Source organism: Streptococcus sanguinis SK49, from assembly GCF_000212815.1.
Lineage (GTDB): Bacteria > Bacillota > Bacilli > Lactobacillales > Streptococcaceae > Streptococcus > Streptococcus sanguinis_C.
In genome coordinates, this window is the sequence record NZ_GL890985.1 from 469,236 (window position 1) to 483,012 (window position 13,777).

The 13,777-nt window shown below is 43.2% G+C and carries 14 protein-coding genes and 1 riboswitch; of the genes, 13 read left to right on the forward strand and 1 reads right to left on the reverse strand.

Annotation, left to right across the window (positions count from 1 at the left end; translation table 11 throughout):
- Positions 1 to 10 precede the first annotated feature (10 nt).
- On the forward strand, positions 11 to 586 hold the full coding sequence (locus HMPREF9380_RS08570; RefSeq protein WP_002901082.1) for a flavin reductase family protein: 576 nt from the start codon (positions 11 to 13) through the stop codon (positions 584 to 586).
- Positions 587 to 618: 32 nt separating this feature from the next.
- Here HMPREF9380_RS08570 and queG read toward each other — a convergent pair whose 3' ends face one another.
- Positions 619 to 1,761 carry a tRNA epoxyqueuosine(34) reductase QueG gene (gene queG, locus HMPREF9380_RS08565; RefSeq protein ID WP_002932299.1) on the reverse strand — a complete coding sequence of 381 codons (1,143 nt, stop codon included), beginning with the start codon at positions 1,759 to 1,761 and terminating at the stop codon, positions 619 to 621.
- A 183-nt stretch (positions 1,762 to 1,944) separates the two neighbouring features.
- On the opposite strand from queG, the gene HMPREF9380_RS08560 reads away from it, so the two are divergent.
- From HMPREF9380_RS08560 to HMPREF9380_RS08505, 12 genes are all read left to right on the forward strand, one after another.
- Positions 1,945 to 2,601, forward strand: coding sequence for a hypothetical protein (locus HMPREF9380_RS08560; RefSeq protein WP_002932301.1), 657 nt, complete (start codon positions 1,945 to 1,947; stop codon positions 2,599 to 2,601).
- Positions 2,602 to 2,904: 303 nt separating this feature from the next.
- A complete protein-coding gene (locus tag HMPREF9380_RS08555; RefSeq protein WP_002932303.1) occupies positions 2,905 to 3,636 on the forward strand; it encodes a hypothetical protein in 732 nt (243 codons plus the stop codon).
- A 306-nt stretch (positions 3,637 to 3,942) separates the two neighbouring features.
- A complete protein-coding gene (locus HMPREF9380_RS08550; protein WP_002932304.1) occupies positions 3,943 to 5,259 on the forward strand; it encodes an HAD family hydrolase in 1,317 nt (438 codons plus the stop codon).
- A 39-nt stretch (positions 5,260 to 5,298) separates the two neighbouring features.
- Positions 5,299 to 5,733, forward strand: a complete 435-nt coding sequence (locus tag HMPREF9380_RS08545; protein WP_080560675.1) for a EutP/PduV family microcompartment system protein — start codon at positions 5,299 to 5,301, stop codon at positions 5,731 to 5,733.
- A 64-nt stretch (positions 5,734 to 5,797) separates the two neighbouring features.
- Entirely contained in the window at positions 5,798 to 6,892 is a 1,095-nt protein-coding gene (gene cobD, locus HMPREF9380_RS08540; RefSeq protein WP_002932307.1) for a threonine-phosphate decarboxylase CobD, read from the forward strand.
- Positions 6,885 to 7,751, forward strand: a complete 867-nt coding sequence (locus tag HMPREF9380_RS08535; RefSeq protein ID WP_002932310.1) for a hypothetical protein — start codon at positions 6,885 to 6,887, stop codon at positions 7,749 to 7,751. Before cobD ends, HMPREF9380_RS08535 begins: the two co-directional genes overlap by 8 nt.
- Position 7,752: 1 nt before the next feature.
- Positions 7,753 to 8,820, forward strand: coding sequence for a nicotinate-nucleotide--dimethylbenzimidazole phosphoribosyltransferase (gene cobT / locus HMPREF9380_RS08530; RefSeq protein WP_002932312.1), 1,068 nt, complete (start codon positions 7,753 to 7,755; stop codon positions 8,818 to 8,820).
- A 12-nt stretch (positions 8,821 to 8,832) separates the two neighbouring features.
- Positions 8,833 to 9,432 (forward strand): cob(I)yrinic acid a,c-diamide adenosyltransferase, encoded by a 600-nt coding sequence (locus HMPREF9380_RS08525; RefSeq protein WP_002932314.1) that lies wholly within the window; start codon positions 8,833 to 8,835, stop codon positions 9,430 to 9,432.
- A 260-nt stretch (positions 9,433 to 9,692) separates the two neighbouring features.
- Positions 9,693 to 9,841: riboswitch (adenosylcobalamin (AdoCbl) riboswitch) on the reverse strand.
- A 310-nt stretch (positions 9,842 to 10,151) separates the two neighbouring features.
- On the forward strand, positions 10,152 to 11,294 hold the full coding sequence (locus HMPREF9380_RS08520; RefSeq protein ID WP_002896393.1) for a 1-propanol dehydrogenase PduQ: 1,143 nt from the start codon (positions 10,152 to 10,154) through the stop codon (positions 11,292 to 11,294).
- 96 nt (positions 11,295 to 11,390) lie between these two features.
- The gene (locus tag HMPREF9380_RS08515) at positions 11,391 to 11,735 is read left to right on the forward strand and encodes a BMC domain-containing protein (RefSeq protein ID WP_002898216.1); all 345 of its coding nucleotides are present in this window, start codon (positions 11,391 to 11,393) and stop codon (positions 11,733 to 11,735) included.
- 24 nt (positions 11,736 to 11,759) lie between these two features.
- Positions 11,760 to 12,335: an ANTAR domain-containing response regulator gene (locus HMPREF9380_RS08510; protein ID WP_002902510.1), complete on the forward strand. Its 576-nt coding sequence runs from the start codon at positions 11,760 to 11,762 to the stop codon at positions 12,333 to 12,335.
- Positions 12,335 to 13,771, forward strand: coding sequence for a sensor histidine kinase (locus HMPREF9380_RS08505; protein WP_002932319.1), 1,437 nt, complete (start codon positions 12,335 to 12,337; stop codon positions 13,769 to 13,771). The genes HMPREF9380_RS08510 and HMPREF9380_RS08505 overlap by 1 nt, the downstream gene beginning before the upstream one ends.
- Positions 13,772 to 13,777 lie beyond the last annotated feature (6 nt).

The following is a 13,777-nucleotide window of genomic DNA, read 5'->3' on the forward strand; positions in this document are numbered from 1 at the left end:
AGGAATATATATGAAACGTACTTTTGAAACGAGAAAACTTTACTTCGGCTTTCCAGTCTTCTTTTTAGGCTATAAAGACGATGTTCACGGCTATAATATTTCAACCTCAAGCTCGGTTTATTCCTTGGGCAGCATGATGGTTATTGCCATGCGTACCAAGGGGAATGCCATTACAGAGATTACCAAACACCAGCAATTCACTGTCAATGTCCCTGAGAAGGATTTGACCAAAGAGTCTGAAATTGCTGGTTTCAACAGTCGTAAGGACAAGTTTGCCCTGACCGGTCTCAGCTACACAATCGGCGAGACTGTGGATGCTCCGCTGGTAGACCAATGCCCTGTATCCATTGAGTGTCAGGTGCTGGATATGGTCGAATGCGGTGCCTTGACCAATGTCATCGCCCGTGTCACTCGGCGCGTGGTTGATGAAGACTTGATTGATGAGAATGACGCTTTCCGCAGCGACCGCTTTTCCCCTATCAGCTACATGGGAGACGGTGATGGTCGGCTTTACCGCTATTTCAGCGACGAGTCTGTCAAGATGGGCTCCATTATCAAAGAAATCCGAAAACAAGAAGAAAAATAAAGAAACCGCTGAGATTGAAGAATCTCGGCGGTTTAGTTTTCTATCATAAGTTTTTCTTTTAGGCCAAATTTCTCTAGGAAACGGCCTTGTTCTTCTTGGATTTGAGGGGTCGGATTTTTGACGTTCATGACCAGTTCTATCATTTCTGGATGGACCTCACGCACCAGCTGACTCAGAGCCCAGATAGCTGTAGCGACATGAATCGGATTTTGCCCCTTGTCGATAATTTCCAGCATTTTAGGAATGGCAGAGCGGTCATTGGCATTTGCCAGAGCGATAATGGCATTGCGCTGCAGGATGTTTTTCCCCCGCCAGCTGCCAGCCACATGACCGAATTTCTCCTTAAACTGACCGTTGGAAAGCTCCAAGAAAGGCAGGAGCTCTGGATGAGAAAGGTCGGGATCAATCTCTGTCGCCAGAGGATTATCCAAACCTTTATTGTAAGGACAGCAGATTTGACAGATATCACAGCCATAGATGACAGTCTTAATCTTCTTGCGAAATTCCAGATCCATGACGCCCTTGTCCTGAGTCTGAAAGGATAGACAACGCTTGGCATTCATGCTGCCATCACCAATCAGGCAGGAAGTAGGGCAGGCTGTCACGCAGCGGTTGCAGTCTCCGCAGCCGTAGTCGACAGGCTGATCAGGCTCGATGTCCAGATTGGTGATTAGCTCTCCCAGAAACATATAAGAACCAAATTCCTTGGAGATGACCAAGCCGTTCTTGCCGATAAAGCCGATTCCTGCTCTTTGGGCTACGGCGGTATCGACTAAGGCGCCCGTGTCCACCATGCCCTTGTATTCAAAGTCAGCGGTCAGTTCCTCAATTCCCTTGGCAAGCCGGTCCAGCTTGTCCTGCAGGACATAGTGGTAGTCCAGCCCCCAGCTGTTAGGGGTGAATTTCCCTCGCTTGTAGGCCGTTTTCTGAGGCTGCTGCTTGAGCTTGTGGGGGTAGGCGACTGCGATAGAGATGATGGTCTTAGCCGAATCCAGACTCAGCTTGGGCTTGATCCGTTCCTCAATATTCTTGTGCTCAAATCCTGAATTTCGCCCTTCTTCTACAGCCAAGCGCAGCGACTTCTCCAGATAGTCAAAATCATCCGCTGTCGTAAAACCAATCTTAGAAATCCCAATGTCTTTTGCTAAGTTAATAATTTCTTCTTTGATATTCATCCTTTCTATTATAGCGGAAAAATGCCAACTTGGCGAATGATTGAGAAAGAGAACTATCCTATAGAAACTATATCTATAGATTTATAAGACTTCCTTAGCCTATATGCTGTATGATATAATGAAATGTAGAATTTTTTATAGAAAATTTCGCAAAGTTTAGGGGAAATTTTATAAAGTTAGACAATGGGAGTTTACAAAATGAAAAAGAGATATTATGAATTTTTGAATGTTCTTGTTACGGATTGTAATCCAATCAAAAACTTAGATTTTTATAAGGCTGGTTTAATTGAGTTATTTTTTATCTCACTGGTATTTATCGTTTCTATTTTCTTACGCGGTGAGATGCATCATCTGAGTATGATAGTCATGAATTTTACTATCGTTCACACGCTTATTTTGTTTCTAGCCTTTTTACTCTTCCAAAAGTTTTTTGATACCAAAGCCTTGCAGCTCATTCCGACCAGCTCTTACCTATTTCTTCATTTTGAATTGCTTTTTTGGGGCTCCATCTTTTTTGGTGAGAACCACTTAGCATTTTTTATGATTTTTATCATACTCAGCTTGTCTTATCAGCTGATCAATTTGCTCTATCAGATGGTGATCGTTTCAAAATTGAGATATTTTGAACAGAAACAAAAGATCAATATTTTGCAGATTCACGCCATCGTCCTGTGCTGCTTGTCAGCTGCAGTAGCAGTCATCACTCGCTTGTTTATGCTGTCAGGACTCTATATGATTATTGCCTTGGTAGGTTTGAGCATCGCATTGACGCCCTTGTATCTATTGGGCTATGCACAAGTTTTCACTGGCTGGAGAAATCAAGTGCCTGAAAAATTGTAGAATTGAAGGGGATTATCGAAGAAACGATTTCCCTTTTTTTATTAAGAGGAAAGCTGGAAATATGAACGTATCCTCTATAACTGGATTGTTTATCAAGAATGATTTAAAATGGATAAGAGTAATTAATACTGAGAAGTTTAGAAGAAACAAAAATATCAATACAGGAGCTGCGAAATGAAGAAAAAATATTATGATTTTTTGAAGATGATTATTATAGATTATAGTCCAATAAATAATTCAGATTTTTACAAATCTTTTCTAATAGAACTAATGGCTTAAACTAGTGGAAGGGTGGTCTCGTTAATGGTAAAGATAAATAGAAAAGATAAAGTAAATATTACTAATATAGAAAAAGAAAGATATCACGGTCCTTTGATTACACATGGTGTCAGTTTAGGATACATTAAGATTTATCCATGGATAAATTTACCATTTTGCTCATTCTTCTTTTACTGGGCCCTTATAGGTGAAACAGGAAGTCGTCAGGGATGGATTAAAATTCTATTTTTGACTTGCATCATTCTTAATGTGGTAAGTATTTTATTTGCTTTTTCTAAGTTTCTAATCAATCGATTTAAATTTTTAACCTATATTCTGATTGCTTTGCTTACTTGGAGCGCATTAGTTTGGATCAATTTTATCGGAATGTTGATGTTTGCAATAGTAGGAGATTCAAAAAGTATAGAGGGAATATATCAATCCCCTCTCACTCCATTTTATGTAATATTGATGATGTTCCTTTTTATCTTTGCTTGTGGCCTCTATGCTTGGTATTATCTCCCAAAGAATCAAGGAAAAGTCTGGACCTTTAATCAAGTAAAAGAGGGAAATAGAAAGAAAACATGGTGGAATAATTTTGCTATAGCTTTTGCTGGGGCAACAATCATTCCCTCCCTCCTAACAGGCTATATTCAGAATGTCTTTGGTATTTTATTGGGAATTTTGTTAACCTTGACGCTGACAGCTGTTATGGTAGATGCGTTTTATGCAGCTATTTATATAAGGAAGCATCCGAAAAGTGATGAACTGATTTGAGGTGTTTTTAGTAACTGACAAAAAGTTGAGTGGTGTTCCAAATATCTCCTATGTAGTTAAACAGTTATAGCGTTTATATTCTAAAAGTTTGCTAAGGTAGAGAAATATTTTTCTCTGTTTTTATTTTTTTACAAATCTGAAAGCGCTTCATTGACAAAGTCTGCCAGATAGTTTATAATATAATAACAGTATAGAAAATGGCAAGGAAGCCTGATTTGATCGCAATGAAGCGAGTGTTTCAGAATCAAAGGGGTTTTCTATGCCATTTTTTTGCGCACTATTATTTTTTTATGGAGGATTGTTTCTATGCGGACAAAAGGAATTGTGCTGCTTTGTGGTTTGGCTTTGCTTCTGGGAGCTTGTCAAGCGGGGAATAATAAGACGACGACGGAGTCATCCTCGGCTAAGACAGAGACAACAGATAAGGACAAGGCTAAGACTTTGGATAAGGGCGTTTGGGAAGACAAGCTTTATGCCCGTCTGACCAAGCTCATCAAGGAAAATGGGAACACCAGCTCTAGCTATGATAAAAATAAAAAGCCTTATGCCGTCTTTGACTGGGACAATACGACCGTCATTAACGACATTGGCGAAGCAACCTTTACCTATCAAATTGAAAATCTGGCCTTTAAGATGACGCCGGAAGAATTTGACCAAGCAGTACGGACTAATATACCGAGCGACGATTTTGTTGAGGATTTCCATAACAAAGATGGTGAACCAGTGAACATTGACAAGATTGCGGCCGACTTGCTTTCTGACTACACGGCTATTTACAATAGCTATAAGGGAATGCAAGGAGATAAGTCTCTGGAAGAAGTCAAAAAGACTGATGAATACCAAGATTTTGCTGCTAAACTCCGCTATCTTTACGAAGCGATTGGTGACACCTTCAGCTCTGACATCAGCTATCCATGGGTGACCTACCTCTATGCAGGTATGACTTCTGAAGAAGTTCAAGCTCTATCTGAAAAGTCTATTGACCAGGCTCTCCAAGACAAGCTGACTTCTGAAACTTGGGAAAGTCCAGAAGGCTTGAAAGGTGAGTCAGGCCAAATCACTGTGACCTTCAAGCGCGGTGTTCGCTCAGTCAAGGAAATGCAAAATCTCTACAAGACTCTGATGGCTAACGGCATTGATGTCTATATCTGCTCAGCGTCTTATATCGATGTGATTATCCCTTATGCTAGTAATTCTAAGTATGGCTACAATATTCCTAAAGAAAATGTTACTGGTATGCGCCTGAAAAAGGATGATAAGGGTGTGATTCAGCCGGAATACGATACCAACTATGCTCAGACTCAAGGTGAGGGCAAGACAGAGACCATCAAAAAGCTGATTGCTGTCAATCATGACAATCAAGAACCAATCCTGATTGCCGGTGACAGTAATGGCGACTATGCTATGCTCAAGGACTTCCCTAAATTGCAAATGGGTATCATCTTCAATCTTCTGAGAGATCCTAGCAAGGGAATCGGTCTTTTGCAAACTAAGGCGATTGAAACTTACGGCCAGGAAGATGCCCTTTACTATCTGCAAGGCCGCGATGAAAATAAAGGTGTACTGCTCAACGGCAGGGAAACTATCAAACTAGATAGTAAGGAAGCCCAGCTCAGTAAATAGCGGGCAGTCCCCTGTCATAGAGAGGAATGGATGCAAAATATGAAAAAAATCATGTTTGTCGGTCCAGTCGGAGTGGGTAAGACTACTCTGACCCAGCGACTGAAAGGCTTGGAGCTAAGCTACTTTAAGACTCAGGCTATTGAGTTCTATGATGCCATCATTGATACGCCCGGAGAATTTCTCCAGCATCGTAAGTATTATAATGCTCTGAACGTGACAGCAACAGAAGCTGATGTGATTGGTCTCTTGGTGGCGGCTTCCAATCAGATGCAGACCTTTCCTCAAGGCTTTTCTTCCCTCTTCAATAAAGAAGTGATTGGCATTGTCACCAAGATTGATATGGCTGAACAGCCGGAGCAAATTGAAAAAGCGCGGCGACAGCTGAAAGTGGCTGGAGCCAAGGAAATTTTTGAAATATCAGCGACGGAAAACGAAGGAATTGACCGTCTTCAGGCTTATCTGGAGTCAGACTAGGGACGAAAAAGCCGAATATGGTATACTAGATTCTAACAAGGAAACGAGGAAGGAATGTCTATTTATGAAAGTAGAGCACGGTGGAAATGCGGCAGCTTTGGCTGAGGAATTTGGTTTTTCTCTAGAAGACTGTCTGGATTTCAGTGCCAATATCAACCCTTTGGGGATTTCTCAAAAGCTTAGGGCTTGTCTGACCGAGTCCATTGATTGGCTGGTTCATTATCCAGACATCAGCTACAGCCGCTCCAGAGAGCTTTTGGCACATCATCATGACCTAGAAAAGGACAATGTCCTGCTGGCAAATGGTGCGGTAGAAGTCTTTTATGAGCTGGCCCGCTTCCTGCGTCCAAAAACGGTCCTGACTCTGAGCCCTACTTTCATGGAATATGAAAAAGCCTTCTTGCAAGTGCAGACCAAGGTGGAGCGCTTTAGCCTTCCTTCTCCATCCTATGAGTGGAATCTAGCTGACATGTTGCCAGCCTTGGATTCACTGACTGCAGGAGACGCTGTACTCATCTGTAATCCCAATAATCCGACGGGTACCTTGATTCGGCGTACTGAGTTAGAAAAGCTAGCTGACTACTTGCAGGAGCGGCAAATCTTTTTGATATTGGATGAAGCTTTTATGGATTTTCTGGACGATGAGGAGGCCTATAGCTTTGTCTCATGTCTAGCTGTCTATCCAAATGCAGTAGTGGTACGGTCTCTGACTAAGTTTTATGCTATTCCTGGTCTGAGATTGGGCTATGCTCTCAGCTGTCATCCGACTTGCTTTGATGAGATAGAGGGGAGCCGTGCTCCTTGGTCGGTCAATGCCATGGCGGATTACGCCCTGCCTGTCCTTTTGGAAGACCAGGCCTATCAGCAAGCTACCAAGGAGTGGCTTCGAGTAGAAAGAGATTTCCTTTTTCAAGGACTGACTGCATTTTCACGGATTCGGCCGGTCAAGCCTAGTGTCAACTATATCTTCTTTGAATATTTAGGTCAGCAGGACCTGCGTCAGGAGCTTCGGCAGAGAAAGATTTTTATCCGTTCCTGTCAAAATTATCATGATCTGACAGACCGGCATTACCGCATAGCCATCCGCAGCCATCAGGAGAATGAACAGCTTCTGACTTGCCTGATAGAGGTCTTGGCGAAAGAGGCTCCTTATGACTAAGGGGATCGTGTCTTGTCCGGGTTCCTGCGGTGAATTATTTCAAGGTCTAGTAGGAGAGCAAGAGGTCCTGCTCTCCTATGGGATTGAGAAGCGTAGTCGGGTTAGATTGGACGGAACTTCGTCTCTCGCAAGGCAAGCTCAAGGTGAAAAGGTAAGGCGAGCTTTGGAGCTCCTGCCTGTGGCCAATGCTTTCTCTTTTGTTCAGGAGTCAGACCTGCCGATCAGCAAGGGCTATTCTAGCAGCACAGCTGATATGGTTAGCTGCCTGCAGGCGGCCTTTCTGGGGCAGAAGCAGCTTCTAAGAGCGGCAGACTTGACTTGTCTCTGTGCCAAGATTGAGCCTACTGACTCAGTGGCTTTTGCGGACTGGACGGTCATTGATCCCCTGACTGGTCAAGTGGTCTGGCAGACAGACTGGCGACCGGAGCTCTATGTTTATATCTTGGAGCCTGTGGAGATGGTGACTACCCTTGACTTGGTTCGGATGAAGGACAGTCCTAGCTATCCGGCTGAGGAGTCCAAGCGCTTGCTTCCTCTCTTTCAGGAAGCTTGTCAGGAGAAGAGTCTGGAAAAGATTGGTCATTTAGCGAGTTATAGTGCTTTGTTGAATAACAAACGGCTACCCAAGCCCTACCTGAAAGAATTACTGAATTTGGTAAAAGAATACCAGTGCTTAGGCCTCAATGTTGCTCATAGTGGTACATTGGTTGGTCTGCTGCTGAACAGGGAACAGCTAGAAATCTTGCCCAAGCTAGAGGCTGAACTAGCTCGCTCAGCTAGTGGGGCTTATTATCAGACTCGGACCTTGAGTAGGATTATTTTTGAAGGGGTGCAGCCGGTCAGGGAGGAGACAGACTAGTTTGAAAGACTTAGAAAAAATTATTGAGCAGATTCTTCCGATAGACAGAGACAAGGTTCAAGAAGGGCAGAGCTACTGTGATCGGCTAGGAAAGCCGCCAGGCTCCTTAGGAAAGCTAGAGACCATCTATGCTCGCTTGCATGCCATGTTTCCTGGTCCCATTGATTTGGAGAAGAAGATTGTCCTTGTCTACGTAGCGGATAATGGCATCGTGGCTGAAGGCGTTTCAGCCAATCCTCAGGAAACGACCTATACTGTTGCTCGCAATATTCTAGCAGGGAAGTCAGGCTTGTGTGCTATTTCCAAACATGCAGGTTCAGACATCTGTCTGGTAGACATTGGCTGCAAGAAGGATATCTTTGAGGAGAATGAGGACAAGTTTTGTCATGGGACGCGTAATATGCTCGAGGAGCCAGCCATGACTCGTGAGCAGGCAATAGCGGCAATTCTAGTCGGCTACAAGAAGACAGAGGCCTTGATTAAAGACGGCTATCGTCTCTTTGGAACAGGAGAAATGGGGATTGGCAACACCACCACCTCAGCAGCTGTTATTGCTGCAGTTCTCGGTCTTAAAGCAGAAGACGTCACAGGCTATGGAGCTGGTCTGACTCAGGATATGAAGGCTCATAAAACTGCCGTTATCCAGCAGTGTTTGGATCGTCACGCTCCTTATGGAGATATTCTGGATCTGACCGCTAAGCTTGGCGGGCTGGATATGCTGGCTATGGCAGGCACTCATCTTGCCTGTGCCCGCTATCAGCTGCCATGTGTAGTGGATGGCCTTATCTCTCTGACGGGGCTTCTGATTGCCCATCAGCTGACTCCTCATGTCTTGGACTATACCTTTGCTTCCCATGCTTCGACGGAGCCTGCTTACAGACTGGTCAGTGACTTTCTAGGACTGGAGCCCATGCTTTTGCTGGACATGCGATTGGGTGAAGGCTCGGGCTGCCCTTTGGCTTTCTTTCTGCTGGGAAATGCTGTCTATACTATGGAGCACATGCCAACCTTTGCTGAAGGCAGCTTGAAAGAAGAAGATTATGTTGATATTCGCAAAAATGTGACTTAAAGGAGGAAAAATATGCAACTCTATACAAAAACAGGTGATAAGGGCTTGACCAAGCTAGTTGGCGGCCAAAGTGTCGCCAAGGATGCAGAACGAGTTAATGCTTATGGAACCATTGATGAGCTGAACTCTTGGATTGGTTATACTATTACCAAGCTGGACAAGGATGATAAGCTGAGAGATGAGCTGCTCCAGCTGCAGCATTATCTCTTTGACTGTGGTTCAGACCTCTCTACTCCTAAGGGAGTTTACCCTTATAAGGTCGATCAGCAGCTGATTGACTGGATTGAGGAGAGGATTGATACTTACGCAGAAATTCCACCGGCTCTGGAAAGGTTTATCCTGCCAGGTGGTGACGAGATTGCTTCCATGATTCATGTGGCTCGGACCATTGCAAGACGGGCAGAGCGTCATATCGTAGGGGCTATGTGGACTACGGAAATTAACAATAATGTCCTGATTTTTGTCAATCGTCTATCAGATTATTTCTTTGCCTTGGCTCGGGTAATCAACTTTACCAAGCATCAAGAAGATATCGCCTATGAAAGAGGTGCCAAGGTCTTCCACAATATCACCAAGGCGGATGTTGAGCGTTGGGCTAGCAAACGCCAGTGACAAAAAGATACAGAAAAAGTTCTGTCTTTCCAAATTGACTCCTACTGAGTCTTGGAAGGACAGAACTTATTTTGATATTCTAAAAAAGAAAGCCGCCTATACATCATCGTATCTTCATGCTAAGCTTCGTTGATTAGCACTAGCTTTCCAATTATTGACTCTGCTCCTTTGCAGAAAGACAAGTGAAACCTCATCTTTAGAAAATTAACGTACTTAAACGTAGAGTCAATAATGGAAACTAAGCTAAAATGTTTGTTCCAAACTGACATCACTACCTTACATCGAGGCATGAAATCTACTAAAATTTAAGAATAAAGACCTGACTTAAAGCTGAAAAGCTTATCACAGTGGCGGGACCGCGCTGGATTTGCACCAGACTTCCATATCCTTAAAAGTACTAAAATCAATTTCCTAGTAACTAGATTGTAACACCTTTCACAGGGAATTACAAGGAAAATGAACTAAATTTTAATAAAAATTTAATTCTTCAAATAAACTTGGCTTTGCAAGGGGATGCGGCACTAAAAATTTCTTATATTAATGACTTTTTCATTGCCTTGAAAGCGCTTTTGTGTTATAATTCAATATAGTACAAAGGGGTACTGAAGATAAATAAGCAATGAAGCTATATGAAAATGCTGTGACGTGTGTAGGGGAGCAGTCTTATTTTCATATAGTTTCTTTTTGTTTAAAAATAGATATAACAGAAAGGAGAAAAGATGTATAAGATTTCCTATAAGACTGAATTGCATGTGGGCAAAGGCGCTCTGCAGCAATTAAGCCATTATAAAAATGAGCATATTTTAGTCGTTGCCGATCCTTTTTTGAAGACATCTGGCACGTTGGATGCCATTTTAGCCAACTTTGATGACAGCAATGATATTGTTGTTTTCACAGATATTGTGCCTGATCCGCCAATCGAAACAGTTGTAGCTGGTATCAAGAGTGCAGGAGACAAGCCAATCAGCATTGTGCTTTCTATTGGTGGCGGCTCTGCTATTGATGCTTCCAAGGCTATGTATTATTTTGCCAAGAAACAGGGTGCCTTCTCCGAGGCTATTCTCATCGCCATCCCGACGACAAGCGGAACTGGATCTGAAGTAACATCCTTTTCTGTCATCACGGATGCAGAGAGAGGTACCAAATATCCTTTAGTGACCAAAGAAATCCTTCCGGATGTTGCGATCTTAGATGCGGATTTGGTTCTGTCACTTCCTGGTAACATCACGGCTGACACTGGAATGGATGTGCTGACCCATGCCATTGAAGCTTATGTATCGACCAAGGCTACGGACTTCTCTGATGCCTTGGCTGAAAAGGCAATCAAGCTGGTCTTTGAATACCTGCCTAAAGCCTACAAAAATGGTCAGGATGTAGAAGCGCGTGAAAAGATGCATGCAGCATCCACTCTGGCTGGTATGGCCTTTAACACAGCTTCTTTGGGTATCAATCACAGTCTGGCACATGCGGCAGGAGCTAAGTTCCATGTACCTCATGGTCGTTTAAACAGTATTTTAATGCCCCATGTCATTCAGTATAATGCTGGTATCGAATTCAACAATCGGAACCGGCAGGCGACAGACAAGACTGTAGCAAGCCGCTATCAGGATATTGCCAAACTACTGGGATGCAGTGCTTCAAGTCCTGTGTCAGGAGTAAGACAGTTGGTTGAAGCCATCAAGAAACTGCAAAGAAAGCTGGAGATGCCAACTTCTCTAAGAGAATATGGTGTGAAAGCAGATGCTTTTGCTCAGTACAAGGTAGAAATTTCAGAAGCTGCTCTGCATGATGGCTGTACTCCGACTAACCCTCGTGTCCCTACGGCAGAAGAACTGCTTAAAGTATTAGAGAAAGCGTTTTAATCCTCTGAATTGCTGTTATGCCAAAATTATTGTATAATGATTAAGAGCATGCAGTACACTTCTGAACGTTTAAAATCATGAAGAAGGTTTACTAAATTGGAAGAAAAACAAAGAATGATACAGGAATACGTTCCTGGGAAACAAGTGACCTTGGCGCACCTTATCGCTAATCCTGATGAAGTCATTTTTGAAAAATTGGGATTGCAGGCAGAAATCAAGGATGCGATTGGAATCTTGACGATCACTCCGAGTGAAGCGGCTATCATTGCGGTTGATATTGCGACCAAGGCTGCGGATGTTCAAGTTGGTTTTGTGGATCGTTTCAGCGGCTCTGTCGTGATGACAGGTGACGTTTCTTCTGTTGAGGCAGCTCTCATTGCCGTTTTACAAGGTCTGGAAGAGATTTTGGGCTTCTCCAGCACTGTCGTAACGCGGACATAAAAAATCAAACTGTCGAGGGGAAGTATGAAAGGCAGAATACTAATTGTTGATGATGATCCAATTGTAAGATTAGATATCCGAAATATATTAGAGGCAGCTGATTATGAAGTGGTGGCTGAGGCATCCGATGGCTTTGAGGCTATTGATTTGTGTCAGAAATATCGTTGTGACTTGGTCATGATGGACATCAAGCTTCCGCTTTTGGATGGCCTGACAGCGGGTAAGAAAATACTCGAAGATGCTTTAGCCTACAGTGTGATTCTACTGTCAGCCTACAGCGATGAACACTATGTTCAAAAAGCTAAAACCAATGGGATTAGTGCTTACTTGGTTAAACCTTTGGATGCCAAGTCCTTGATTCCAATGGTAGAGGTCTGCATTGAGAAGGGCCGTCAGTTGCAGCAGATGTCCAATGAAATGGTCAAGCTGTCTAAAAAAATAGATGATCGGATTGTGATTGAAAAGGCTAAAGGCTTGCTGATGGCTCGTGATCATTTATCAGAGCCAGAAGCTTTCAAGCGTATTCGGACAATTAGTATGCAAAAGAGAGTGCCAATGATTGAGATTGCTAAATTGCTGGTGCTCCAAGATGATGTGTAATGATGTATAAAGATAAGATAAAGCAGCTTTGTCAGGAACAGACAAATTTGGATGAGGCTGATATCGAGCATCTTGTCCAACAGGCTGACGAATTATTGAAAAACTCAGCTTATGCTAATGAAGATGTCTTCATTGACGTAAAGAATATCTTTTCGGAACATGCCATTGTCATCTTTCACAAAAAACCGGAAAGCAAGCTCAGCTTGTACGAAAACACGGTCGTAGGTGCTATGGCCTACCTGGAAAATGAGCCAGGTGTTATCCGGACCTTGGAGACAGGCGCTCCCTCGATTGGGCTTTCGGCCAGATCGCAGGAGGGCTTAGCCATCCATCAGACGGTCTTTCCGATAGTGAGAGAAGAGCGCGTCATTGGAACGCTGATTATCGAAAGAAATGCTCCCCAGACTTTACCAGACCACTTTTCTTTAGATAAAGAGGATGACGGTTTTGAGTTGCGGAGCACTCCTGAGATTTCAGTCCAAGAGCAGTTTGTTTTATTTGATCATATTGACGAAGCTTTTCTGGTCTTTGACCAGCAGGGCTATCTCAAGTATTTCAATCAAGCAGCTGCCGATTCTTATCGCCATAAGCTGGGCTATATGGACTCGATTGAGGGAATGCACTATAGCAATCTGGTCTTAGACAGTCTGACTTTTGAAGAAATCCAGCAACTGGGACCGCAAGCCCCTCAAGAAAAACCTCACCAAGTTGAGGTACATTATGGCACTTATTGCTTTTTGGTCAAACGCTATCTGCTGGCTGAGAGTGAAAATGTGGTCATGATCTGTAAGGATATTACAGACATCAAGGAAAAGGAAGCACAGCTCTTAACCCATACAACTACCATTCGTGAAATGAACCATCGGGTAAAGAATAACTTGCAAACTGTTGTTTCCTTGCTGCGACTACAGGCTCAGCAAAGTCCAGGAGCAGACACCAAAAAAGCTCTTAATGATAGTATGAATCGTGTGCTCTCCATAGCGGCGACTCACGAGCTCCTGTCTTCTCAGCAGGATGACAGCATTCAGATTGAGCATCTGCTGAAGAGAGTTATCGAAAATGTTCAGCGTTGTTTTTACGGGCATAGGGAAATAACCCTTACCTATAGTCTGGAACCGGAACTCTGTCTCGATAGCAGCCGGGCCACTTCACTGGCGCTAATCGTCAATGAATTACTGCAGAATAGCTATGAACATGCTTTTAAGGACAAAAAAAATCCAGAAAAACCGCAAATCCGTTTGCAGGTTGGACTTAAAAATGATATAATAACTTTAAAAGTACTGGATAATGGCAGCGGTTACAATCAAGAGCACACCTTTGAAAATCATCTAGGCCTGCTCTTGGTGGAACGCTTTGTCCAAGGAAAGTTGTTTGGAACCTTGTCTATCCACTCAGACCATGAGGGAACGGCAACGACCATTCGTTTTAAAAAATAAATACTA